11 protein-coding genes and 7 pseudogenes are annotated in these 26,976 nt (G+C 41.1%); 10 read left to right on the top strand and 8 right to left on the bottom strand.

The annotated features are described in order from the left end of the window. Window positions 1-151: 151 nt before the first annotated feature. From WDV74_RS17840 to WDV74_RS17865, 6 genes and pseudogenes are all read right to left on the bottom strand, one after another. Window positions 152-970 (bottom strand): class I SAM-dependent methyltransferase, encoded by an 819-nt coding sequence (locus WDV74_RS17840; protein WP_338885717.1) that lies wholly within the window; start codon window positions 968-970, stop codon window positions 152-154. A gap of 19 nt (window positions 971-989) precedes the next feature. Continuing rightward, window positions 990-1,496 carry a peptide deformylase gene (gene def, locus WDV74_RS17845; RefSeq protein ID WP_099140013.1) on the bottom strand — a complete coding sequence of 169 codons (507 nt, stop codon included), beginning with the start codon at window positions 1,494-1,496 and terminating at the stop codon, window positions 990-992. 15 nt (window positions 1,497-1,511) lie between these two features. Continuing rightward, complete coding sequence (locus WDV74_RS17850; RefSeq protein WP_338885718.1) at window positions 1,512-7,655, bottom strand: AMP-binding protein; 6,144 nt, start codon at window positions 7,653-7,655, stop codon at window positions 1,512-1,514. Then, window positions 7,633-13,137 carry a thioester reductase domain-containing protein gene (locus tag WDV74_RS17855; protein ID WP_338885719.1) on the bottom strand — a complete coding sequence of 1,835 codons (5,505 nt, stop codon included), beginning with the start codon at window positions 13,135-13,137 and terminating at the stop codon, window positions 7,633-7,635. Before WDV74_RS17855 ends, WDV74_RS17850 begins: the two co-directional genes overlap by 23 nt. A 22-nt stretch (window positions 13,138-13,159) precedes the next feature. Further along, window positions 13,160-14,863, bottom strand: a complete 1,704-nt coding sequence (locus WDV74_RS17860) for a non-ribosomal peptide synthetase (RefSeq protein WP_338885720.1) — start codon at window positions 14,861-14,863, stop codon at window positions 13,160-13,162. Window positions 14,864-15,544: 681 nt separating this feature from the next. Beyond that, window positions 15,545-15,865, bottom strand: a pseudogene (locus WDV74_RS17865) (ISKra4 family transposase); the annotation flags it as partial. Window positions 15,866-15,978: 113 nt separating this feature from the next. Here WDV74_RS17865 and WDV74_RS17870 point away from each other — a divergent pair. The 3 genes and pseudogenes from WDV74_RS17870 to WDV74_RS17880 all read left to right on the top strand — a co-directional run bounded on the left by WDV74_RS17870 (window position 15,979) and on the right by WDV74_RS17880 (window position 18,580). Next, window positions 15,979-16,879 (top strand): annotated as a pseudogene (locus WDV74_RS17870) (IS481 family transposase). Window positions 16,880-16,946: 67 nt separating this feature from the next. Then, window positions 16,947-18,113 (top strand): annotated as a pseudogene (locus WDV74_RS17875) (IS3 family transposase). A gap of 263 nt (window positions 18,114-18,376) precedes the next feature. Next, window positions 18,377-18,580 (top strand): hypothetical protein, encoded by a 204-nt coding sequence (locus tag WDV74_RS17880; RefSeq protein WP_338885721.1) that lies wholly within the window; start codon window positions 18,377-18,379, stop codon window positions 18,578-18,580. Window positions 18,581-18,628: 48 nt separating this feature from the next. On the opposite strand, the pseudogene WDV74_RS17885 reads toward WDV74_RS17880, so the two are convergent. Continuing rightward, window positions 18,629-18,823, bottom strand: a pseudogene (locus WDV74_RS17885) (IS1-like element transposase); the annotation flags it as partial. A gap of 336 nt (window positions 18,824-19,159) precedes the next feature. On the opposite strand from WDV74_RS17885, the gene WDV74_RS17890 reads away from it, so the two are divergent. From WDV74_RS17890 to WDV74_RS17920, 7 genes and pseudogenes are all read left to right on the top strand, one after another. After that, the gene (locus WDV74_RS17890) at window positions 19,160-19,321 is read left to right on the top strand and encodes a hypothetical protein (protein WP_338885722.1); all 162 of its coding nucleotides are present in this window, start codon (window positions 19,160-19,162) and stop codon (window positions 19,319-19,321) included. A gap of 178 nt (window positions 19,322-19,499) precedes the next feature. After that, window positions 19,500-19,583, top strand: a pseudogene (locus WDV74_RS17895) (IS200/IS605 family transposase); the annotation flags it as partial. Between the two features lie 436 nt (window positions 19,584-20,019). Further along, the gene (locus WDV74_RS17900; protein ID WP_338885723.1) at window positions 20,020-20,430 is read left to right on the top strand and encodes an IS5 family transposase; all 411 of its coding nucleotides are present in this window, start codon (window positions 20,020-20,022) and stop codon (window positions 20,428-20,430) included. Further along, entirely contained in the window at window positions 20,325-20,651 is a 327-nt protein-coding gene (locus tag WDV74_RS17905; RefSeq protein WP_338885724.1) for a transposase, read from the top strand. The genes WDV74_RS17900 and WDV74_RS17905 overlap by 106 nt, the downstream gene beginning before the upstream one ends. A 250-nt stretch (window positions 20,652-20,901) precedes the next feature. Continuing rightward, window positions 20,902-22,176, top strand: coding sequence for an HlyD family secretion protein (locus tag WDV74_RS17910; RefSeq protein ID WP_338885725.1), 1,275 nt, complete (start codon window positions 20,902-20,904; stop codon window positions 22,174-22,176). Continuing rightward, window positions 22,169-24,265, top strand: coding sequence for a peptidase domain-containing ABC transporter (locus WDV74_RS17915; protein ID WP_338885726.1), 2,097 nt, complete (start codon window positions 22,169-22,171; stop codon window positions 24,263-24,265). The genes WDV74_RS17910 and WDV74_RS17915 overlap by 8 nt, the downstream gene beginning before the upstream one ends. Window positions 24,266-24,329: 64 nt before the next feature. Further along, window positions 24,330-25,067: pseudogene (locus WDV74_RS17920) on the top strand (ISNCY family transposase); the annotation flags it as partial. A gap of 110 nt (window positions 25,068-25,177) precedes the next feature. Here WDV74_RS17920 and WDV74_RS17925 read toward each other — a convergent pair. Beyond that, a pseudogene (locus WDV74_RS17925) lies at window positions 25,178-26,498 on the bottom strand (reverse transcriptase domain-containing protein). Between the last annotated feature and the right edge of the window lie 478 nt (window positions 26,499-26,976).

Genomic DNA, 26,976 nt, shown 5'->3' on the forward strand with positions numbered 1-26,976 from the left:
TTGAATTCGGTGACTGCCTAAACGGTCACATTTAATAAGATGAAGTGGCGATTACACAAAATCTTAAACAAGGTCAATTACTTATGGTCTCCAATATATGAAACACAATGATATTCAAAAAGATTCTGAATAACTTCTTAACTAGTAGGCTCTATGCGAGCTCTGTTTCAACCATAAAGAAATGTTTAGTCAACTCACCTTTTTCTAATTGACGGCAAATGATATGTGCTTCTTTATAGCCAGCTTTTTGTAATAACTGATTGAAATCATACAGTTCAAAACCAAAGAAAACCCCTTCATACATGCTGGTTTGTGCCGAATCGGTAATCACCATATTTCTATCAATCAGGGTTTTTTGATCTTCAAACCAGACTCGTCTACATAGCTGATAATGCGGTTGTTCACTTAGCAGACCACCTTCTGGATGGAACACCCAAGTACCATTACCCTGTTCCAGTGACTTCATAAATTCCAGATCCATCAATTCAAAGACCAGCTTTGCACCGGACTTTAAGTTGCGTTTTAGTTTTCTTAATAATGTATCAAGTCGTTCCAGATTGTTTGCGATACCGAAAAGTAACAGCACTAAATCAAACTGTTCGTTAGAGTCAAATTTATTTAAGTCAATTTGTTGATATGTTTCTGCTGATGTTGCGTGCTCTTTTGCATACTCTATTGCAGCAGGTGACACATCCACCCCTAATGTGGTTACACCTTTTTCTGCAAAACGCGTGGTGTATAGACCTGGACCACAACCCAGATCAAGTAACTTATCTCCTTGAGTCAGATATTTATCAAACAGAAAGCTCACTTGGCGGTCTATTTCCGAAATAGTTCGACTGGCAAATTCACTGCCTTGATTCAAGTGTTCTTTGAGCATTCTTTGACTAAATGCCCTATCACCAAAATCCATGATGTAATCACTGCTACGTATCGCAGGAAGAAAGTCCTTTAATATTTCTGTATTCATTGTTTGAATTCCTAACACTTCATTTGTTATTTATCATTTTTTGCTTTTTAATCTTTTTCATCGCCATTTGACGCTTTAGTGGAGATAGGTAATCAATGAATATTTTGCCATGCAAATGATCTATTTCATGCTGCATAACGATTGCTAAGTAACCGTCATCCTCAACAAAAAACTCTTCACCTTCACGGTTTAGCGCCTTAACTTTGATTTTCTTAAAACGCTTAACATTGGCATAAAAACCGGGTACTGAAAGGCATCCTTCTTCACCAATATATTCACCATCGGTTTCAACAAGTTCCGGATTAATCAAAATTAATGGATTATCCCTAGTTGTAGAGATATCTATAATTGCTACGGCTTCTGTTCGCCCGATTTGTGGCGCGGCTAAGCCAATACCATGATCGGTGCTGTAAACAGTGTCTAACATATCGTCAATCAGTGTTTGCACCGTGCTCACACACTCAACTTTTTGATAAGTTACACGTAATCTTTCATCTGGAATCTCTATTATTTTTCTAACTGTCATTTATTTGCCTAATGTTTAATTACCTAAATTAATTTTTTCAATGACTGCCGTAAATGCAGCAAAGAGCTCACTTGGAGTACCTTGTGTATAGAGATCTTTGACACATTCGACTTCAGCCATGCCACCTTGTTCATTCAGTGTCAGATTAAACACACTATCAAAGCGGCTGTATTTGTTGTTTAGTTCTACATCGAAACCCAACACTTCGGTTGTCTCACCAGTGTGGAATGAAAACACATTCTGTACGAGTAACGCGTAATGCTCATGCCTAACGACATCAGGCACAAACGGAATGGTTTGAGATGTAGGACGCATCTGTATGAAACGTCGGTTTTGTGCTATCACTTCTTTGAGTTCAGGCACGCTATGCTGCGGGGACACCAATTGCACTCTGCTAGGGATGATGTCAACAAAATACCCAACAGCATCAAGCAGATTGTGTTCGGCTCGTTCAGAATAAGGGAAACCAATCACGATGTCATCTTTTTGTGTAAGCTGAATAACTGCTAATTGGTATACAGCCAAAGACAGCTCAAATAGTGATGCTTGAGTTAATTGGCTAAGCTGCGTTAGCTTCGCCGTATGAGCCGAACTCAGTTCAAAGCGTGTTTTAAAAGCCTCACTATTAGTTTCTTGCAGTCGCTGTTGAGTCGTGAACTTAAGTAATCCATTGTACCCAGCAAACACGTCCTGCCAAAACAATAAATTATCCTGTGGATTTTGCTGTGCAATCATCGAATTCTGATACCAGCAGAAATCCATAAAATCACATTCTGACGCAGGTAAATCGTCGCCATTATATAGTGCAATAAGCGCTTTATATATAGAAACGATACTCGCTTCATCCGCAATGATGTGATGTATGTTGATGAAAATCAGTGATTCTACTTTGTCTGCCAACGGCAGATAATAACATTCAAACAGCTGATCTGAATCCAACTCAAACGACTTCATCGCCAGCTCTTTACAGATTGTGATGGCTTCTGCTTCGTTCGCAACAGGATACACCTTGAGAGCCAATGTGGTGTGCTGCTTACACATCATCACCAGCTCATCGTTGTCATCATATTCAAAGGTTGCGCCTAACACGCGATGCCTGAGCAACAACTGTTGTAACGCAATTTGCAACTGAGACTCGTTAAAATGTTGTGTAAAGCGCTTAGCAACCGGAATGTTGTACAGCGCTTGATGACATGACAACTCATGAGAAAAATAGAGATTTAACTGCTGAGAGGTCATCGGGTAACTAGGGTACTCAGTCGGTATCATTATATAACTCGGCACATCGTCTGATGTCAGCGAATCAATATGTTCAGCCAACCCTTTGATTGTAGGGTGCTGTAAAAAGTCTACAAAAGAGAGACGTTTTGATAGCGTGCTTTGCACAAGGTTAATAACTTTAGGTACCAGTAAAGAGTGTCCACCAATATCAAAAAAGCTATCAGTAATACAAAACTGGTTGGAATTTAATAATTGCTGCCAACATGTAAGGAGTTGCTTTTGGGTGTCTGTCGTCGCAGCGATGTGGTCACACCCTACACTACCTACCTGTAAAGATAGCTTCGATTGATCAACTTTGCCATTAATCGTTAATGGAATTTCATCAACCACAATAATTGCCGAAGGGATCTGGAAAGGCTCTAACTTATGACGCAAATAGGTCAGCACATCACTGTGTAAATCGTTATCAGTAATATCGTGTTTACCCTTAACAACATAGGCATAAATGCTCTTACCATTATTGTCTACCACGCAGACATGAGAGTTTGCCACGTACTCATGAGCAGAGAGCACTTTGTTGATACCACCAAGCTCAACGCGATTACCACGGATCTTCACCAATTTATCTAAGCGCCCAATGTACTCAATGTCCAGGTCTGGATTGTAACGAGCAAGATCTCCTGTCAGGTACAGGTAATAGCAATCATCCAAATCATAGTTTGGATTGATAATAAATTTCTCGTCGTTCAGTGCTGCTCGTTTGTTGTAGTTCGGTCTCAGCCATGGCGCACCTATAGCTATTTCGCCGACTTCACCGACTCGACAACTCTGCTTTTCAGTGTTAAGAATATACACAAAGGTGTCATTGATAGGCTTACCAATCGGCACACAGGTATGTTTATCTTGCAACTCGAAAATATTAAACCAGGTAGCAAAGGTTGTGCACTCTGTCGGCCCGTAGCCATTAACAAACTGATTTAGTCGGCAATGTGAGCTGCTTAAAAATGCACGAACGGTGGTGATCTGTAGTGCATCTCCACCAATTAACAGGTTTTGGAACGGAGCCAAGGCTTGTGGGTAGTTCGCATAAATATCGTTAAAAAGTGACACGGTAAGCCACGCGGTGTTAATCTTTTTACTGATCAGCTGCGCTTCGAGAGTCTGATAATTTAGTAATTCTTGCTTGGTCAAGATACTGCAACTGATACCGTTTAGTAACGGCACAAAAATCTCCAGCAAAGACGCATCAAACGCAGGGGACGATGCAACCAAGAAGCGATCATTTTTATTCAGCTTAAGAAAATTAGGCTGTTGTGCCAAACGTAAAATTGAATCTCGACAAATCGACACACCCTTAGGAACCCCAGTAGAGCCTGAGGTATAAAGTAAACAAGCTTCGTTACTATGTATGTCAGTCGTTACAAGGTTTTCATTAGTCATTATGCTCAGTTCAAGTTGGCCAACATAAATAGACTGCTCGGCAGGTTGAGTCACAATAGTGGCAACAAGTTCTGCATCCTCGGCGATAAACTCTAATCTTTGTTGTGGGTAATTTGCATCGAGTGGCACAAATGAACACTCGGCAGACAAAATCGCCATAATAGAGACAATGTATGCATATGATGGTTCAATCTGCACCCCGATACGGCTACTAGATGGCATGTTACGTTGTTGCAAAAACTGCTGCATACGAACAACATCACTAGCTAGTTGTGAAAACGTGTAACTGTTATCTTGCTCAATAACGGCAATTTCATTGGCCGCGGTCTGACAGGCTAATGTAAGACAATTCATCAGTGGTGTTGGCTTAAGTATATGATGACTATTCTGTGCTATGAGGTTCAGCTTTTGGCACGTCTGAGACTCGTCATCCCATTCCACAGAATTGCGAATTTGCTGTTTGAAAATATCTGCGATAACTTCAACATACGCTAGATAGATGTGTTCACTGTCAAACTCAAATGACACCTCTAATTGATCATCAATTAAGCGACAATGAGCAAATAGGTCAAAGCGTGCTTTTTCAATCGGCAACTGCATAAACTGAGACCCACAACCCACAAGAGTCAGAGCTTTATCATGTCCCGTATTTTGCATTGCGATGCCTACCTGTAAGCAATTTAGGTTTACATATATTCGCTGTGCAGCGCAGTGTTGCTTGATTTCATCTAAATAGGTCTTGGCATGGCACAAACATTCACAAATATTTTGATGCACCTGTTTTAAAGTAGGTTGTTGTTTGTAATTCAGACGCACAGGAATGGTATTGACAAACATTCCCACGATATCAGCAGCGTCATCTCTGTTTGCACTAGGAACGGCCAGTAACACTTCATCTAATGCACTGAAGCGACAAAGTGCTACGCCGTAATAATACACTAAGTAGCCAAATAGGCTGATGTTATGCTCTTTTGCCCGTTGCGAGATTAAGGCTGTTAACCGACGTCCAAGCGTTACGCTAAACTGATTTTTGTGCGTAGTTATCTGGCTGGTTTGATTGAGCGTTACATCCGTTCTTGGAATGATCACAGGGTCTGGACAGTCTTGTAAGTAAGTCTGCCAGTAAGCCAAATCACTCACAAACTGCTCAGAATCACGATAATTAAGCATATTATACGTGGCTTTTGAGTAAGCAAAATTCGGCGTGTAATCAAGAAATTGCCCACTGTTGAGCAACTGATAGTTAAAACCAAGCTGTTCTATGAGCAAGCTAACTGACCAGCCATCCAAAACAAGGTGAGTCGAAAACACCAGAAACACGAATTGATGCTTTTGTTGTTCAATCAGTCGAAAACGGATCAATGAGCCGCCATCAAGCTCTATAGTATGCTGAACTTCGTCTTGATAGATCTCTTTCCAACGTCGCCCTGTCAGGTGCTCGAAGTCTAATACATTGCTGGTCGCAACATGTTGCATTAGCTGACTTTTGTCTTCTTTTAGACTGGTTTGTAGGACATTGTGTTTGGCAAGTAACGCAGCACACGCTTCACGCAAATGCTCCACGTTTAATGGGCCGTGAATTCGATAGCCAAATGTCAGCAAATTCTCATGTTGTTTGGTAGAGATCTGCTCTATATACCACAACCTTTTCTGGGCGGGTGAAATAGGTAACTGACTTAGCAACTCACTACTTATCTGTTCATTAGGCTGCGCAACATGTTGCGCTTGTTTGGCCGTAATACACTTCGCCAGTGCCGCAATATTGTCATTTAATAAAAACTCACTAATCGAAATTTGTATACCGAGTTTGTCGGCAATTTGACCCAACAATGCATATATCTGTAGAGAGTTACCACCTAGCTCAAAAAAGCCGCGGTGGATATCAGTGTGTACATTAGCATGTACCAATGTTGTCTCAAATGCGCGCGCAACAGCCTCGCTCACTGCACAGCCATAAACAACATGCTGTGATGGAGCTGTTTGTTCAATTCGTAACTCCAGTGCTTTTAAATCAGCTTTACCATTTCGTGTCATGGGTATATCATCTACTACCACAAAACGATTCGGGATCATGTATTGTGGTAATTTTTTCTGTAGATGACGACGAACGGTTTGCTCACATGTAGATAAGAAGTCTTGACTAGTTTCAATGTAGGCAACCAGAGCCTCATGATTGTAACGCGTATCAGGTCTGACGTAGCAAATACGCACTGCTGGGACGGTATTAATGATTTGCTCAACCTGTGACAGATTGACTCTAAAGCCCCTAATTTTTACTTCGTTATCTTTACGGCTAATAAACTCTAAATTTCCACACGACAATTGTCGTACTATGTCTCCAGTTTTATAAAAGCGTTGTCCTTCAACCCAGTAGAATTTCTTTTTAGTTTCTTCTGCACAGGTATACCCCAGCGCCACGCCCTCGCCTGAGGCGATTAACTCCCCAGCTTCCCCTTCTTTTACCGGATTTAAATCGCTATCCACAATGCTCAGTGAAGTGCCTGAAATCGCCTTTCCAATTGGTACACTGGTATGCTGCTGCGCTAACTTAAAAATATCATAAGTTGTTGTAAAGGTAGTATTTTCTGTTGGTCCGTAGCCATTTAAAAACACCTCTAAATGACAATGCTCACTGTTTAAAAACTGCCTAACTATTTCAATATTCAGCACATCGCCACCGATCAGAAGCTTACGGATATGCGATAATGCCTGAGGGTGACGCGTGACTATCGTATTGAACAATGCCACCGTGAGCCAAAGTGTATCCACCTTCTTAAGTTGCTGTTCAAAACACGCAAAGTCTAAAACATCATGTTTATCGATAACATATACACTGCCGCCATTGAGCAATGGATACCAAAGTTCAAGGGTCGATGCGTCGAATCCAATCGATGAACAATGTGCAACACATTCACCTTCACTGGGTGTCAAAAAATTATTATTGATCACTAAACGTGTTATGCCTGAATGTGGTATTAGTACGCCTTTTGGCGCACCAGTCGAGCCTGACGTATACATAATATACGCCGAATGACTCATCATATTTTCGGCGATCGAAGTGGTTCGTCCGTGTGCTAAAATATTATCCACCAGATAACAGTGAATATCTTGCGCTAACGCTTCATCGCTCATCACTTGTTTAGCGCCACAGTCTTGACAAATAAAGGCCAATTGCTGGGTTGAATAAGTTTTATCAACGGGCACATACGTCAGACCCGCTTTCGCAATACCCACTATCGCTATCACTGCTTCAATAGATCGCTGAATGTACACAACAACGGGCGTATTGACCTTATCTGCAAGCAAAGTATTGGCCACCTTGTTAGCAGCCAAATCTAGTTCCCGATAGGTTAAGCGCTGATGCTTATCAAACAGGGCAATTTTGTCTGAGTGGGTCTGTGCAGAGGCATTAAATAATGAGCCAATGTCAACACCGTCACGTTCAGTTAAACTTTTATCCTTAATTACTGATATATCAAGACGCGAAAAATTGGTCATTTTCCAAAAACTCCACCAAATTACTCATAAAATCTTTTGGCTCAGGAAAAGCCAAGTTCAATGAACGTGTCAAAGCCGCTGTGTTATCTACCACAACATTACGATAGTCATGAGCCAAGTCATCTCTATGCGTCTGCTGCGCGTAGTAAGGTAAAATTGGGTACAGTGCATTGCTTTGGTCAACTTTGCTTAGCTCATGCTCAATCCAATGCTGATAAGGTACACCCTCAAGCTGATGGCCACGCGTTTTGAGTAGCGAAAAGATGTCTGTCATTTGTGCTACATGAGGGGTGGGCACGTTGTACACTGTGTTTTCATTACACAGACAAATAGTTACTATCAGCGTCGCCATAAAGTCTACCGGTGTGAGATTGATTTCATTTTCAACATCGGGATAACTTCCTAACTGCAAACAGCCTTTTACAAACAACCATAAGTGGTCACTGTGTGGATTGAATGTGCCCTTGGCTGAGTCGCCCATAATACTTGAGGGTCGAATCACATTGACACTGTATTTTCTGTGCACTGCTTGCTCTAACAACACCTCTGCCGCCCATTTAGAACGGGCATAACCATTTGCACCTGATGCAGGCTTGATAGCCAAGGTTGGCAAATGCTCGGTATAACGATGGGTATCATTCAGCTCAAACGCACACGCGAGCGTCGACACAAAGTGTAAATGCTTGTGCTGATGAGTAGACGCCATTTCCAATAGCGTTATTACACTAAGAGTGTTTGTTGGCTTTAGACTACGATAATCCAGAATATGATTAACCTGTGCCGCATTATGTAGGATATCCGTAACGCTCTCGCATAGTGCTTGATATTCATTGCTATCAAGGCCCAGTAAAGGTTCTGCCACATCGCCACACAATACACTTAACTTATCTTGTGACTGTTCTGGCGCATAGCGCTGCAACTGAGATGTGACTCGCTTGTACGCATGCTTATGATCTGTACCTCTAACCAGTGCAATCACCTTGGCCACTTCATCACGCGCCAACAAGGTAGCGACTAAATTGGTACCAAGTAAACCCGAGGCACCTGTAACTAAGAAGACTTTCTGGGGGTTGCCTGCCAAAGCAATTGGCTGTAACGATGCCGGTAGTACTAAATCGTCATACACATCATCCGTCGTAGAATGTGAAGCATCTTTGCAAATTAGTTCTACCAAGTGTGAAATCGTCGGATTATCAATAAACTTGTGTAGAGGCAGCTGAAAACCTAGCTGATCACGAATACGCTTGGATAGTTGTGTAAAGATCAACGAGTCACCACCTACATCAAAGAAATTATCGTTCTGATTAACCACAGGTAAATCAAGTAATTCTTGGAAAATCTCGGTTAGTTGCTCACTTACTTGTTTTGTGGATAACTCTGTTAGGCCCGCCTCAGCCTTAAGTATCTCTATCACATTATGCAGTGTTGGGTTATTGATGAATTCATGAAGCGGCAGCGACAAACCTAGCCTATCTCTGATTTTCGCTATGAGCGAAGTAAACATGACAGACTCACCGCCTAGGTCAAAAAAGTTGCTGTTCAAGTCAACTTTTTCAATCTCAAGGCAGGTAATAAACGCCTGTTTTGCAACTTCTTCTATATGATGTAGTTCATGATTTTGTGCACTTGCACGCGTCGATATTCCCGTCGTCACCCATTGCTCAATACGTGTTTGTAAGTCATGTGTCGATACAATCACATGGCGCTCATTCATCAGTCGGAAAACATGATTAAAAATGTCGGCACAATCCAGATTATTAATAGCCAATGCTTTGATTTCTTTAGACAGTTCAGGATCATCATGTAAGTCCCAGCCATCCCACGACACACTCAGCCAACGCGTACCCGTGGTACTTGCTTTGAACGTCGCAAATTCATTCATATACTGGTTCACAAATGCATACGTGCCAAGACCAACACCACCAAGTACCGTGGAGATGGAAGACATTAATAAACAAAACTCTGGCTGATATTTTTGGCACAGGTTATCTAATGTCGTTAAGCCATAGATCTTCGCAGAGAAGTGCTTTTGCATATTCTCAGCATCTGTTGATAGCACAGGTAACAACCCTTTTGAATCTGTGTATGCGGCACTGTGAATAATGCCTTTTAACGGACCTGACTGCGCACTGATGTTGTCGATGAGATCATGCCAAAGTGGTTCATTGGTTACACATGCACAGGCATATGAAACACGTTCACAGTCCTTTAACATGGCAAGCGCATGCTTGTTTTCGATGTTATCAATAAGCGAGTCATCCAGCGCGGCCAATTTAACATGAGGGAGGTTTGTCGATTTTCGACCAAGCAGCACTACATCTAATTGGGTCTGCTCAATCAGATATTGCGCCAGCGCTAAACCCACTTTGCCCAATCCACCTGTGATCATCACAAAGCCTTGTTGTGGCAAGGTATAAGGTTCATCCACTGCGCGTAGAGGTGCGTACACCTTGTGCCAAAGATGTCTGCCATCGAAGTGCAGTGCATTAGATTGCATATTCACTTTGCTTAGTTCTGATGTCAGTAACTGTTGTCTATCAGTGCCATAGCTCAGCAGCTTAAAACTAATGCTCGGTGATTCTTGTGCGATGACATTACACAAAGCGCTCAGCGCATAACCATAACATTGTGACAATGACTCAGCACAGGGCACTGAGCTACTTTTGTACAGTACATAACCCTGCATAGTCCCTTCCGGACGCAGGGTTTTAAGTTCATCAATGAATGTCGTTAAGCTATCAGGTGTAATGTCATTAGCTAGTTCAAAGCCGGTATAAATAAAGCTATCGCGCTGTTGCAGCCAGTTTGCATAACCCGCAATTGGAGTCGCTATATCGACAACCGTCAAATTCGCTGGGCTGATAGCCCATGAATCTTGATATAACCACTGAGCAACATCTTGTTTTCCCTGCTTGTAGAATACTTCACTAGGCTTTTGAAAATACTCCACTTTATCAAAAACATATCCAGGCATATTCAATTTTTGCCACTGGAAGTCGATATGTGGGTTAACCTTAATACCGTATGACCAGCACTGCCCCAGCAATTGGGTTATCCCGCCATTGTTTAATGTGCCTTTTACTTTGACATATTTATCGCTCACATTAGTGGTATTGTTAAAAACTATATTCTGCATAGTACTGCTGACCCCTAAGTCAACATATACCGCGCTTTTTGCATTGATAGCCTGAATACTTTGCCCAGCCAACACCGGAGCCATAACCTGATCTAGCCAGTATTGTGCATTGCATGTTTTTCTAAATGGCATTTTTTTACCCGTTAAATTAGAGTAAACGCTGCCACCGACCTTATTAAATTGCACTGAGTCTAAAGCGGTCTGTAAGGCTGGCAGTGCGCTTGCAATCATAGGGCTATGAAACGCTTTATTGGTTTTCAATTGATTACATTTAATTCCCACACTGTTCAAAGTACGGTTCAAAATTGCAATATCATTTTGTGAGCCAGATACCACAGTCATGCTTTGGCTATTAATCGCGGCGATGGTCAAAGTACCAAATAAAGATGATTCAAGCTTATTAGCTTCCTGAAAGACCGCTAACATTGCGCCATCTTGACATGCTTGCAATGCCACCGCACGACAAGCAATTAATTTGACCGCATCATCAAAGCTCCACAAGTCTGCAATAGCAGCAGCTATCCACTCACCTAAACTGTGACCAATATATGCGTTAAATTGAACTCCTTGCGCTTTTAACAGCTGTGCCAACGCATATTGAATAGAAAACAAAATGGGCTGCGCGTAGAGCGTCTGATATGAGCTAATATCTTTATCGTAGACTTCATCCAGTGCCACTTTTGATAAATCATCTGGCATTCCCGAGCAGTTTGCGAAAGCTTGCATACACCTGTCAAAGTACTGGGCAAAACCTGTCACATGCTCATAGTAAAAACCAGCAGCCCCTTTGATATCACTGCCTTGTCCTTCAACTACCACAACAACGTCTGGAGTTGCCACGGTTGAGACAATTTTGTGCTCTGCACTGCGCAGGCTATTTTTCAGAGTTTTGATATCGTTTACTATATGAAAGCGGCGGACTTTTTCCTGTGCCCGGCACAAGGTTTGTGTACCAAGAACATCTTCAAATCGCACCTCTGGGTGTACGTCTAACCAGTGAGCGAGAGTTTGTTCCAAGGCATTAAGTGCACTTTCACTTCTGGCCGAAATAGGCATAACATATTCACCCACCTGAGCCGATACAAGTGATTGCGGCTGCGTGCCTTGATACGCCTGCATGATCAGGTGACAGTTGGTACCACCCATACCAAATGCGCTCACTGCGGCGTACGGTTGAGGCTGGCTAAACGGCTGATTCGCGCTAGGAACAGTGAATGGACGGCACTCCATCGCCAACTCAGGGTTGTAGTCAGTCAGATAAGGTGAACCAACAACCATATTGTTTTTCAAAGACATTGCTACTTTGATAACACTGGCAACTCCCGCCGCAGCATCGGTATGGCCTATGTTCCATTTCACCCCACCCAGTGCATAATGGCCAGCACTTGGCTTGTCATACACTTCACTCAGTGCTTCTATTTCAATCGAATCACCAATCGCTGTGGCCGTACCATGGCATTCTATAAATTCCACTGCTGATGCATCAACGCCGCTATTCACTAGGGCTTGAGCGATAACCTCGCTTTGACCTTCTATACTCGGTGCAGTGTAACCTACTTTCCTGGCACCATCATTATTGATAGCGCCACCTTTGATCACCGCATAAATTTTGTCATCATCGGCAAGTGCGTCTTCTAATCGTTTAAGCACTAACACACCAACCCCACTTGAAGGAATTGTACCGTCACTTTCGCTCGAGAATGGCTGACATCTCCCCGACTCAGACAGCACGCCACCTGGCGTGTACTCATATCCTTCACCGTGCGGTGTATTAATACATGCACCCCCAGCCAACGCGACATGGCTTTCGCCATTTGTTAAGCTACGGCACGCTTGATATATAGCGACCAATGAGGAGGAGCAGGCAGTAGATAGCGTATATGCAGGCCCCTGCAAATTTAATCGATAAGCAACCTGAGTTGCTACACAGTGATGACTATTCCCTATGGTCAATGAGTACTGTAAATTTTCATCCGCATTATACTTTGAATTCGCAAGGGATTTATTAAAATACTGATTTGTTCCCACACTCAAAAAAGTACCGATGTGATTTCTATCAAGGTGTGCTGTGATATTGCCGTCATAAAGCGCCAATACACTGTGTTCAAGTAACTTTCTTAACTGTGGATCCGTTAGTTTTGCATCACGTGGGGAGAGATTAAAATAAGGCGCATCGAAACTATAAGCATCTTTTAATACTCCCTCAGCAGCTATTTTGTGATTAAGCACTGTGATAGGCTCCAAAGACGTCACAACCTTGTGATCTTTAATCATCTGCCAGAATTCATCTTTTGAATCTGCGCCGGGAAACGCGCAAGAGATACCGATTATTGCCACATCAGCCATGTTTACTCCGTTAACATATTAATTATTGGCAAACAAGAGATTTGACTAACTCTGCCTGTTCCTTGATGGAAGGTTTTTTGAACAACTCTGTGACTCTAACCTTTATCTTAAAGGCTTTATTCACTTCTCTTTGAAGCTTTAAGATCAACACCGAACTTCCGCCAACATCAAAAAATCTGTCATCATGGTCGATGTCATTGGTGCCTAGTAACTTGCTCCAAATTTGGCAGATTTGCCCGTCTATATCAGGCGCGTCGTGGGTATCGCTCGCTTTGCACGCATCTGTGATTTGTGCCAATAAGGCTTTTCTATCAACCTTGCCGCTAACGGTATGCGGAAATTGCTTAACTCTGATTAAACGGTTGGGTTGCATGTAGCGTGGAAGGTGCTGCGATAGCCAGCTTTGAATATCAGACTCAGTTAACTCGCTTGCACAATAGAACGTAATGATCTGATCTTGTAGGTTATCCTTGTACAAAACAGTGGCTGAACAGATTTGTTTATCTATTTGCATCACCATATTATCTATTTCAGTCAGATTGACACGAAAGCCATTGAACTTAATGGTGTTATCAGTTCTGTGCGAGTAAACCAGTAAGCATTCCTCATTAAAATAAGCAATGTCAGAGGTTTTGTAATACCTTTGCTGATCTATCTCAATAAATTTTTCCTGAGTTTGTACCGCATCCTTAAAGTAACCTAGAGTAACGCATTGACCACCAATCAAAATTTCGCCATGTACATTGGGTAAAGTAATGTCATTTAGGTGTTCATCTACGAGCTTAATCGTGGCGTTACTCAAAGGTTTGCCTAAAGGCAAAGGGAATGAGTCATGAGTTACAGGATAGGTAACATTCCAAATACATGCTTCAGTTGGCCCATAGCAATGAATTAGTTCAAAATCGAGCTTGCTAAAGATATCTGATATGATGTTGTTTTTTAATGGCTCCCCACCAAAAAAAAGGCGATTGAAGCTATCGATATGTTGAAAATAAGGGAGAACCCCTGCATTGATCAACGCGGTTGTGATAAACGCTGTGGTTACCTCTAGATCTTTGAGTGATTCTTGAGCTTTGTGTGGATTTGACCACACTTCAGGTGGCATTAAACACAGTGTTCCTCCGTTTAATAGAGCACTCCATAATTCAAACTGAAAAGCATCGAATGCCACAGAAGAAAACTGTGCAATACGATCTGTACCATCTATATTTTTTGTTGCCTCGATAAAACTGAGTATATTCTCATGGCTCACCATAACTCCCTTTGGTTCTCCAGTACTTCCAGATGTATAAATAATCGTAGTAAGTTTATTTTTGGCTGTTTTGAAACCAGTTACTTCGACTTTAGCAGATAATTCATCAAATCGGATTGAATCACAAACATCATTTTTACTTGATATTATTAATTTTGATTCGGATTGTTTAATTATATTCCGCTTTCTAGATAATGGGGTTTTATTATCAAAGCAAATATACGAGCAATTAACTTTTAAAACCCCAAGAATACATATTATTAACTCAGGAGAAGGAGTTATATCAATACATATCGTGCAACCAATGAAACCTCGATTATACAAATTTTGTGCAACCAAATCAGATTCAGTTTGAAGCTGGGAATATGTAATTTCTATTTTATCACCCAATATTGCAACTTTTTCTGGGTTATTCTTGATACTTTGCTCAAAAGCATCCACTATACTAGAATGTAAAAAATTATCTTTATTCATTGAATAGCCTAGTTTTTTTATGTTCACCATGGAGGTTGCGATTAAGTGAAACGCATCTTCCTTGAGGAAACCTTAAATCATCTTTTTGATGCTATGAGGCTCAAATATTTAAATTTTTACTAATTAAACATTGCCGCAATAACGCTTTACTGACCTTTGCGTTCAAAGGTTTCATGTTCTTGGTTCTGCCGCATCAGGGCGAGAGTGTGAACGTTTTATGAACACAATTGGCGCAAAAACAACCCTCAATTAGATTGAATTTAGAGCAAACTAACACACCCTGTCACCAAAATAGCTTGGATATTGTTCGTGTTGTTTTTAATTTAAGCACTCACGCTCTCGCCCTATCTGTCGCATTAAGTAGTGCTCGGGTAATATATCGTGTTTTGATTGATAATTCTGATGGTTCTGTCGCATTAATCAGTGCTCGGGTTAATTACATTAGGAATGATTTACCCTCTAAATAAACTTGATATTAATTCATATCAATATTATTTTTTGTTTGGTTGAAATGGTATTTTTATCGGACTCGTGCTTTTGGCTGTTTTATTTAATCTAAATAAGAACCATACAGGTGTTAATATCGGATACTTATGCAAGTTACTTATTTTGGTTGCTATGATACCTTTGTGTATTGGTACAGGGTGAGGGCGCCCATCTTGTATCTTTAATCTGGGGCACTTATGCAGCCATCTTTTCTGCCCAAGAATGCTCCGCTTCGTCACCTAATTTTATGCCCGGATACCAATGCTCAAATTGGGTTTTCAAATCATCATTGAGTACCGCTATGCGGGTTTGAATTAAATAATGCGTACCTTGCTGGCTCCATTGCATCTGCTGCTTTTTTACCATCCGTTTAGCGATGACTTCATTGATCGTCGATTCGACAAATGAAGTAGAAATGGGTTCACCATAGCGATACATTTCACCGTAATTTGGGATCATCATGCGGTTATTTTCAATATAGGTGTATATTTCATCGAGATGTTTTGATAAGGATTTCTTATTATCTGTATTAGTCACAATTTGATCTGACACAGAACCTTGAAAGGTTGAGAGTTACCGACTTTGCTATATGGGTATCGAATCCTTATACAAAATACGAGGTAACTCTCATGCTTCATACTAGCAACTCTATTATCAAACACAAAACCGGTTTGCTCAATCTTGCTAAAGAACTCGGTAATGTCTCGAAAGCTTGCCAAATAATGGACTTTTCACGGGATACCTTTAATTGGTGGCCGAAGGCAGCCTTGATGCCTTGATTAATCAAGATCGCCGTGTCCCCAACCTGAAGAATCGGGTTGATGAAGCTATCGAACGGACGGTAGTCGAATATGCGGTTGAGTTTCCTGTGCATGGGCAGCACCGGACCAGTAATGAATTACGTCAAAAAGGGATTTCTGTTTCCGGTAGCGGGGTTCGCTCTATCTGGCAACGGCATGATTTGGGAAATTTCCTCAACCGACTGAAAGAGTTCGAAAAGAAAGTCGCTACAGAAGGAGTTATTCTGAACGAAGTCCAAATTGCAGCGCTGGAGAAAAAGCCCAGAACAAACCTTTGTGGATACCTATTCCAAAGTTGCCCATTGTAAGCTGCATACGAGCAAAACGCCGATCACTGCCGCAGACCTGCTTAATGACCGTGTTTTGCCGTTCTATGAAACTCAGGCATTGCCGACGCTGAGAATACTGACCGATCGGGGAACCGAGTACTGTGGTCGCGTAGAGCATCATGATTATGAGCTGTATTTGGCTATCAACGATATTGACCATACGAAAACCAAGGCGAGAATGGTATCTGCGAACGCTTCCAGAGAACGATTTTACAGGAGTTTTATCAGACACTTTCCGCAAGAAGCTTTACAGTGATATGGTGGATTTGCAGGCAGATCTGGACGACTGGCTATGGCATTACAATCATGAACGGACTCATCAAGGTAAAATGTGCTGCGGACGTACACCAATGGAGACATTATTGGATGAAAAACGGCTCTGGGCAGAAAAGAATCTGTGATGTGGTTCAATGATTTTGGTCACCGTTATAGAGGTGATATTCTCACTTCAACACGCAAATAGGTGACATGATGAAAAGACGTTTCAGCCCCGAATTTAAACTGGAATCTGCCCAGCTAGTCCTTGACCAGCATTACAGCATAAGAGAAGCTACGAAGGCGATGAATGTGAGTAAATCGGCAATGGAATCTTGGGTTTGCCAGTTAAAACAGGAGCGACAAGGCCAATCACCCAAAACCTCACCCATCACGCCGGAGCAAATTGAAATACGTTAACTGAAAAAGAAACTGCAATGCCTTGAAATGGAAAACGATGTATTAAAAAAAAGCCTCAGCACTCTTGATGTCGTACTACCTGAACAGTTCTCGTTAATCGAGTAATTCAGAGTGCATTATCCGGTGGCTTCCCTTTGCCAACTGTTCGGGGTTCATCACAGTAGTTATCAGGCCTGGCACAAGCGAGTCAAGCGGCCAGACTCTGCTCGTGTAACGCTAAAAAGCCGGGTTCGTAAAGTCTTTAACAAGAGTCATGGTTCTGCCGGAGCACGAACGATTGCCTCGATAGTCACCCTTGAGGGGAGTCCATTAGGCCGATGGCGGGCCGGAAAACTGATGGCTGAACTCGGGCTGGTCAGTCGTCAACACCCCAAACATCGGTATTCACGATAGGAGCAGGAACATGTTGATATTCCAAACTATCTTGACCGCCAATTTGCTGTTACGGAACCCAATCAAGTTTGGTGTGGTGACACACCGACATCTGGACAAGTCAACGTTGGGCGTATTTAGCGGGGGTTCTCGACTTATTTGCGCGTAAACCCATCGGTTGGGCGATGTCATTTTCGCCCGACTCTGAGTTAACGAAAAAAGCCTTAACAATGGCATTTGAATCAAGAGGAAAGCCACAAAGTGTGATGTTTCACAGCGATCAGGGATGCCAGTATACCAGAAAAGCATTTAAGCGATTATTACAGCAATACGGTATCAAACAAAGCCTGAGCCGACGGGGAAACTGTTGGGATAACAGCCCAATGGAACGTTTTTCAGGAGCTTGAAAAGCGAATGGGTGCCTTTAAGGGATATGCAAATTTTATGGCAGCCAGATATTCAATCACTCAGTATATAACAGGTTATTACAGTCAGCTTCGCCCTCACTGGTATAACAACGGATTAACCCCCAATGACTCAGAACGATTATTTTGGGAAGCCTCTAAGTCAGTGACCAATTTTTATTGACCACTTCAACTCGTCCCTCAAAGAAGAGCATTAAGTGGATGATCGAATCTGTCAGACTCCAGACCAGCAGGAACATGGAGTAGATGGATGCCGGTGAGATGGTTATGCGGTTAAACCAGAAACTGGGGGCTGGACTAACTACTTCAGGTTAGGCCCTGTCACACAGTCGTATCGGTTCATAGATCGCTACACCACAACCCGACTGCATCGGTGGTTCTGCAAGAAACATAAGCAACGAAGCAAAAGGTTAAAGCGATACCCTGATGAGTACTTCTACAATCAGTTGGGACTCATCCAGTTACCGAAGCTCTCGCAGAGGCTTTCGTGGGCGAAGGCATGATTCTGTCCGAGAGCCGGATGCGTTAGAAGCGCACGTCCGGTTCGATGAGCGGGGGAGTGGAAACGGGATTTATGGTCAGGACAGTAAGGCACCGCCAATCGAAAGAGGCGGCAACAGATATGCCTGACCTGCAAAATTACCGCGCCACATCTCGACTCTACCCGGCCTCCAAGCTGACCCCGGCGTTATTCATTGCCATATCAATAACTTGCTCTTCCATACCGGTATTGCAGGCTTGGTAGGTATAGGTCAGTTGAAAAGTTTTCCGGCAGGCATAACAGTGATAGGGATGCCCAGTTCGCCCTTTTCCATGTGCTTTTACCGCGTCTGTTTTATGACAGTAACGACAAACCACATCAACTTTAGCCATCTTTCACCAATAATAAAAAGCAGGGAGTTTATCACAATATCTAATCATTGGGAGCATGACCAAATTATTTAACCAAAATCCTACTCTAAAAATAATTTAATTTAAAATAATGTATTTTCTAAATTATATCTAATTTTTTTAAAAAAATAACATGCGATTAATTTAATGATATTTTATTGATTAGCTTATTATTTATTTCATTTAGTTACAATCATTCAATATGGTTTTCATTTTTTTTATATTTTTAGTGCTTTTTGTTTTTTATCTGTTAATATCCAAGATTGTAGCATCAGAAATAAATAACAATTTTTACTCTGTATAATAAAAGGGATCTATATGAAAGAAATTAATAAAGATATAATGTCTATTATCTCAGGCGCAGGTTCAGAACAAGCAGTTAAACCTGTAAAAGAGCTTGCTCCTACTTTAAGGAGTGGAAACTGGCCTACTAAATTCCCACCATTTGTTGTTAAACCCCCTGCTCCCCCTAAAAATTAATAAAAAACACTTAATATTATGAAAATTCCTTACTTCTCATTTTTTGAGAAGTAAGGAAGTATCCTACAGCATTGAAATATTTTTAATGTTGAGTTTATTCTTCCATATGAAAGGTTAAAACTCCCGACTTTAATCGGTCAGCTTTAGCTGCGTTACTGTGTTGTAACGGAGGTGCAACATGGATTACAGATACGGAAGCTACACGGTATTTCAGATTGAATATCATTTTGTATGGGTAACAAAATATAGGTACAATATAGTATGATTCATACAAGCGCTGAATAGCACTATAAATGAAATTTTCGTAAAATTATTTTACCGGAGATTTACTCTATAAAAAACTATCCTTTATAATTGTCATTCCGCATCAAATTTGGAATTTCATTTTATGACAGATAACTACATGTTCTCCGCAATTAGCGTCATTTTAATGAGATTATTTTTTTTGGTACTTTATAACGATCTTGGTAAAGAACTGCACTTCACGCCAGTTAGGGCGGGTTATTAATGTTATAACCATATTATTTTTCATGGGGTTTAGTACAGTAATAATGATGAGAGATATTATTTTTTAAATCAACGTTGAAAAATATCATTTATACACCACTGTGTATTACATTAAGTATGATAGTCTATTTAGAGCCTATCCCAAAAGGAATTATAATATAATCGGTTACGGTCATTTTTGAGGGAAAAGTATGGCAAACAATAAGTGGGAAATCAGTGACGGGCTTTGGGCAAGAATGGCACCTCTCATTCCTGAGCATAAGACAAATCATCCGTTGGGAACACATCGTAAACGCGTCGATAATCGTGCCGCAATGAACGCCATTTTCTTTGTGCTCATAACGGGCTGCCAGTGGAATGCGCTGAATGCGACGGGGATTTGCTCATCAAGTTCGGCCCATCGCCGTTTTCAGGAATGGCGTGATGCCGGCGTTTTTGAGCGGTTCTGGCAAAACGGACTACTGGCCTGCAAACAATTAAATGCCATAGACTGGTTATGGCTGTCGATGGATGGCTGTATCACAAAATCACCGCTTGCAGGTTCAAAAAAACAGGTCGAAACCCGACAGACAGGGGAAAGCAAGGGGTCAATCGTAGCTTAATGACCGATGCGAACGGATTTCCACTGTCACTGATTGTCGCAGGAGCCAATCCCCATGATATCAAGTTGGTCGCTGATACGCTCGATGCACTTCAGACAGGCAGGCCGGGCAATAGACTGCACTTATGTCTGGACAAAGGCTATGAAGCCGCTTGGTTGGAAACGTACCTGAAAAATCATCATTATGAACCTTCATATCCAATCAAGATAAAGAGGAGTTAATGGCTACCAGAACCACCGATTTTAAGGCGCATCGCTGGGTTGTGGAAAGAACACATAGCTGGATGAACTGTTTTCGGCGAGTGCTGACACGTTGGGAGAAAAAACCGAGAACTATGAGGCAATGCTACATTTTGCATGTGCCATGATTGTTTGGAATAAAATCCTATTGGGATAGGCTCTTAATATAGTTTAAATTATATTAATAGGGATTTAATGTTAATCAACAGATTAATAACAAAGGAGGTTTCTTTTGTTTCGTCAGGAAGCCATAAATAATCAAAAAACGAAATGGATAGGAAAAGCTCTTTTACTGCCCGGTTTTCCTACTTGGCTATTAATTACATTATGTGTCTTATTTTTTATTTCCTTTCTTACGTTTGTAATTTCAGGAAGTTATACACGACGAATTAATGTAAATGGTGAAATTACGACCTCCCCAAGAGCTATTGATGTTTATTCATCTAATCAAGGGTTTGTGATCAAACAGTTTGTCTCTGAGGGACATATAGTGAGCAAGGGAGATCCTATTTACTTAATAGATACTAGTAGAAGTACACGTAGTGGTGTTGTTAGTGATAATCAAAGAAAAGATATAAAAAATCAAATTGAACGAATTGATAATATTATATCTCGAATTATTTCAAATAAGAAAACAACTTTAGACACTTTAGAAAAACAAAAAGAAAAATACAATGCGGCTTTTGAGCGTTCTTCTGGCATTATAGAAAAAGCAGAAGAAGGAATAAATATTATGAAAAAAAATATGGAGAATTATAAAGATTATCAAAAAAGAGGGTTAATAAATAAAGATCAGTTGACTAATCAAATATCTTTGTATTATCAAAATCAAAACAATCTATTAAGTCTTTATAATCAAAATGAATTAAATTCAATACGAATAACAGACATTGAAAGCCAAATACAAACTCAATCTGCTGAGTTTGATAATAGAGTTTACCAAATGGAACTTCAACGCTATGAATTACAAAAAGAATTAATAAATACAGATGCAGGAGGAGAGGTTATTGTAAGAGCATTATCTGATGGAAAAATAGATTCATTAAGTGTTACCGTTGGGCAAATGGTAAATCATGGTGACAGTTTATTAAAAATAACTCCTAAATTAATAAATAATTATTATCTCACCATTTGGGTTCCTAATGATGGAATCCCTTACATATCTATAGGTGACAAAGTTAATATAAGATATGAAGCTTTTCCATCTGAAAAATTTGGCCAATTTTCTGGAAAAATAGAAATTATTTCAAAAAACCCAGCGTCTCAACAAGAAATGATGACATATCAGGGATCACCTAGAAATTCCAATGCATTATCTAATCCTTATTATAAGGTTATTGTTAAACCAGAAAAAAATAAAATAAATTACAAAAATAAATTATTAACCTTAGATAATGGTATGAAAGCACAAATTACATTATTCCTTGAGAGAAGGAAAATTTATCAGTGGATGTTTTCACCACTATATGATGTGAAACATAGCGCAATGGGACCTATTAATGAATAATTATTTAATTAAAAAAATAATAAAAAAATTAGATATAGGCTTGCTTGATCGTGTACCTGTAGTACATCAAACAGAATCTTCAGAGTGTGGGTTGGCTTGCTTGTCAATGATATGTGGATATTATGGAAAAAATATCGACCTTATTTATCTCCGACAGCAGTTTAATATTTCCTCTCGTGGCTCAACTCTGGCTGGGGTTAGTATGATTTCTGAACAACTTGGAATGAAAACCAGAGCGCTATCACTAGATCTCAGTGAAATTAGTGAATTAAAAATGCCTTGCATATTGCATTGGGATTTTAATCATTTTGTGGTTGTAGTTGGTGTCAGACGAAATAGTATTATTATTCATGATCCAGCTAGAGGACGTAGAGCACTTGGGTTAGCTGAGGTATCTAAACATTTTACAGGAGTAGCGCTTGAAGTTTGGCCTAATAGCCAGTTTACAACTAAAACTATACGCAATAGAGTCAATTTAAAAACACTAATCCAAAATATTCATGGAATAAAAGGGGCTTTAACGAAGATTTTTTGTTTATCTGTTGTAGTCGAAACCATCAATTTAGTAATTCCGATTGGAACACAGTTAGTTATGGATCATGTTATTCCTGCTGGAGATTATGGGCTATTAACACTAATATGCTCTGGAATATTTTTTTTTATTTTACTACGAACTTTAACGGGAATTATTCGAAGCTGGTCATCATTGGTAATGGAATCTCTAATTGATGTTCAATGGAAATTTAGCTTATTTTCTCATCTTATGCGCCTCCCATTATATTATTTCGAACGAAGAAAACTAGGAGATATTCAGTCCAGATTCGAATCTCTTGATACTCTAAGAACCACTTTTACCACCAGTGTTATTGGCGCAATCATGGACAGCATCATGTCTATTGGTGTATTGATTATGATGGTGTTGTATGGAGGACACCTAACTTGGGTTGTTATTGGTTTTACATCGTTATATGTAATTATCAGGCTATTGACATATAGTTATTATCGCCAGTTGTCGGAGGAAGTATTGGTCAAAGATGCTCGTGCGAATTCATACTTTATGGAAACACTGTACGGAATATCCACAGTAAAAATACAAGGTATGATTGAGCGACGTAGTGCACATTGGCTTAATTTGATGATTGATAAAATTAATTCAGGTATAAAAGTCACTAAAATGGATCTTTTTTTTGGTGGTGTGAATAGCTTCATATCTGCATGTGATCAAGTTGTTATTTTGTGGTTGGGGGCTAGCCTAGTTCTCAATAATCAAATGACAATAGGTATGTTTGTAGCTTTCGGTTTATTCAGAGGGCAATTTTCAGATCATATAGCATCACTGACAGATTTTTTACTTAAATTTCGAATGATGAGCTTACACAATGAACGTATTTCTGATATCGCATTGAATGATATTGAGAATAATAAGCCAGATATTTTATATTCATATGATATAAAACCTGTTTCTTTAAGTACTATCGATTTGAGTTACCGCTATGATAGCCAGTCTCAATACATTTTCAGGAACTTGAATATTACTATATTGCCAGGAGAAAGTGTAGCTATTGTAGGGCCATCTGGCGCAGGAAAAACAACTTTGCTAAAAGTGCTTTGTGGATTATTCACACCTGAATCAGGAAGGGTAATGGTTGATGGTAAGGATATAAAAAACTTGGGAACTACTAATTATTATAAAATTATTTCATGTGTAATGCAGGAAGATAAACTATTTTCCGGATCAATAAGAGAAAATATTTGTGGGTTTACTGATAATGTAGATGAAGAATGGATGTTAGAATGTGCTAAGGCAAGCTATATTCACGATATTATTATCAAAATGCCCATGGGATATGAAACACTAATTGGAGAGTTGGGCGAAGGGCTTTCCGGGGGGCAAAAACAACGTATTTTTATAGCAAGAGCTATTTATCGTAAACCTAGAATTATTTTTATGGATGAGGCTACAAGCCATCTTGATAGCGAAGGAGAACAATTTGTAAATCAAGCGATAAAAAAAATGGAGATTACAAGAGTTATTATTGCACATAGAAAATCGACAATAGAATCAGCGGATAGAGTAATACACATATAACTGATGTGATACTTTTTCAACGGCAAACAGTGTCATCTTTTTTCCGTTACACTGAATTGCGGGAGAACGGATGGAATCAGCGGGCTTGCTGATCCAAATGGATGGCAACCCCCATCGCTGGTTCGGTGACAGAAAATCCTGTTTAATCGCGCTCATTGATGACGCTACCAGTGAAGTTCATGCCGAGTTTTTTGAGTCCGAAACCACCGAAGGCTGCTTAAAAGTCCTGCGTGACTACATTGCAAAGAGAGGAGTATTTAAAGCGCTGTATGTGGATAAAGCCGGGATCTTCGGCGGTCCCAAGCGGTGCCACTTCTAGCAAGTACAAAGAGCCTGTGAAGAACTGGGTATTGAGATCATTTTTGCCAATTCACCTCGGGGCAAAGGGCGCATTGAGCGTTCATTCGATACGTTCCAGGATCGTCTCGTGCCTGAGCTACGCCTGAGAAATATCACGGATATGCCCAGCGCTAACCAATACCTTCAGGAAGTCTTTATTCCCGATTATTGGCAAAAAAACATTGCCGTGAAAGCGCAAAACATCAAATCAGAATTTAAACCGGTTCCGGCTCATATCAGTCTGGAGAATGCCTGTGTCCAGAAAGAATATCGAAAAATTCGCCGGGATCACACCCTCAGCTATGATAATCAGTTTTACCTGATCGACTCCCCGCTCAGGTATTCGATAGCCAACCAGAAAATTGAGATCCGAAAGCAATATGACGGTCGTTTTACGGCCTACTTTGCAGACCGAAAATTACGCGTCTCTGAAATTATTGAGCCGACTAAACCTTCGCTGTATAGGGTATTGGGTGAGTAGAGCTGTCCAGTCACCCAGACAGCCCCTCCTCAGAACCGGACGTGCGGAACTACCGCATCCGGCTCCCGACAGACCAGTGTCCCCACACATATTTAGCGAGAATTGAACATTGAATGTATTTTCCATCGAGGTGGATAATTCAGCATTTTCAGGATTCGATTTAGCTTTTCCCACGTTAACCGGCGACGCCTCCTTTCCGGTTGAACCGATCCACTTGCTTTGGTAGATAAATTGCTCAACTCTTCTCTGGTTGTCAGAAATACTGTGATAGTTTATCCAGCCTCTGACTACCCTGATGACAGTATTCAGGATTAACCTTATATCAGTCGTATTCAGGTTCTTCCGGAGAAAGTCTCTGAGTCCCTTCAATTTGGCTGCGAACCGATCTTCCCGGCTGGTAAACTTCAGCCGCCAGAAGCCTTTTCGCGATTTTCCCCAATAGCAGGTAAGGCCCAGAAAGTTAAACGTGGGTAACCGTTTTCCTGACAAATCGGCTCTCATTGCTGCAACATGTCCCGCAGAAATTAACTGCGATTTGTCACCGTGCAACTCCAAACCATATTTATTCAATCTCTTTGGTAAAACTTCATTGAAACGCTTTGCTTCTTTGGGATACTGAAAGGTAAACACCATGTCATCGGCATACCTTACCATCTTGCCCGACCACGAATATGTGAGTGGCTGATTTCGTTAAGCCATTCATCAATCACGTGATGTAGGTAGATATTGGCAAGCACGGGTGACAGGATTGAACCTTGTGGGCACCCACGGACATTGCTGGAAACCACATTGTCTATCATGATGGGTGCCATTATCAGTACCCAATCAGTCTGAGAAAACGTCGATCTGATATCGTCTTCCGGAGTAAATTCATCATCTCGATATGGGGGATCGTGTTGAAATACTTTCGGATGTCGATTTCCACTACCGCACCATTCCAGTTTCTGAATGTTTGCTGCTGTAGTGCCCTTAATGCCGTATGACAATTTAGCCCCGGCCGGAAACCATAAGAGCAGGGCAGAAACAGCGGGTCATAAATCCGGCTAAGGATGTCACTGACCGCAAGCTGAACCAGCTTGTCCTCTATGCACGAAATGGCCAGAGGCCGTTTACTCCCATCTTCTTTTGGGATCTCGGTTATCCGTGCTGCTTTAGGGTGGTACGTCCCTCTGCGTATCCGTACAATGAGACGTTGAATGTTTTCATCGAGATGTTCACCATAAGCGGCTTTTGTCATGCGATCAATACCCACGCTTTACTCCCATCCAGCCGCTGGAATTGCCCTTTCAGCATGTCACCGTTCAACAAATGCCCTAATTTATTGAACACTTGCTGCTTATTGCCTGCTGATTTCTCGCCTATATGCTCAAGTTTCGTTAACCATGAAATTCCGTCGTTGCTGTGTACGGTCATTGTTGCCCTCTCACGTTCGATCTGTCTGCCAGCCCTTCGTTCCACGGTCATTACCCGCTTCATCACTACTATGACTGACTCCGACTTCCTGATACTCATTTCTCCGGCCTTATGTTTTGCACTTGCGCCAGAAATACTCACTCCATTGAGAAATATCAGGATCTCCTGGGTTCCATACTGTTCTCTACAAACTCGCTGGCGCCTGCGGCTCCGGTGTGTGCTGCTGTATGGATATTCGCCAGTATGACCATCCAGTAACTGTTGCCTGCTAGCTGGGCTAACTATCGGCACACACGATCAGATGTATTTCGGAGCTATCACGTTCATCATTTGATTCCGGCTCGGGTGTTTCGCTGTCTACGCTTCGTCTCCTTTGTTACCGCCGGACACGCAAGACTCGCTACGTAGTGGTCTGGCTAACCTTCTACGGTGGGACTTTCACCCACAAGATCAGTACAGCTTTTCCCAGCGCACTGCC

Origin of the sequence: Xenorhabdus sp. TH1 (genome assembly GCF_037260955.1) — a bacterium.
Lineage (GTDB): Bacteria > Pseudomonadota > Gammaproteobacteria > Enterobacterales > Enterobacteriaceae > Xenorhabdus > Xenorhabdus griffiniae.

Coding starts and splice junctions, on each gene's coding strand:
- def (WP_099140013.1), bottom strand. CDS start 1,496: ATGACAGTTAGAAAAATAATAGAGATTCCAGATGAAAGATTACGTGTA.
- WDV74_RS17890 (WP_338885722.1), top strand. CDS start 19,160: ATGAAAGAAATTAATAAAGATATAATGTCTATTATCTCAGGCGCAGGT.
- WDV74_RS17900 (WP_338885723.1), top strand. CDS start 20,020: ATGGCAAACAATAAGTGGGAAATCAGTGACGGGCTTTGGGCAAGAATG.
- WDV74_RS17850 (WP_338885718.1), bottom strand. CDS start 7,655: ATGACCAATTTTTCGCGTCTTGATATATCAGTAATTAAGGATAAAAGT.
- WDV74_RS17855 (WP_338885719.1), bottom strand. CDS start 13,137: ATGGCTGATGTGGCAATAATCGGTATCTCTTGCGCGTTTCCCGGCGCA.
- WDV74_RS17880 (WP_338885721.1), top strand. CDS start 18,377: ATGAGTACTTCTACAATCAGTTGGGACTCATCCAGTTACCGAAGCTCT.
- WDV74_RS17860 (WP_338885720.1), bottom strand. CDS start 14,863: ATGAATAAAGATAATTTTTTACATTCTAGTATAGTGGATGCTTTTGAG.
- WDV74_RS17905 (WP_338885724.1), top strand. CDS start 20,325: ATGGCTGTCGATGGATGGCTGTATCACAAAATCACCGCTTGCAGGTTC.
- WDV74_RS17915 (WP_338885726.1), top strand. CDS start 22,169: ATGAATAATTATTTAATTAAAAAAATAATAAAAAAATTAGATATAGGC.
- WDV74_RS17840 (WP_338885717.1), bottom strand. CDS start 970: ATGAATACAGAAATATTAAAGGACTTTCTTCCTGCGATACGTAGCAGT.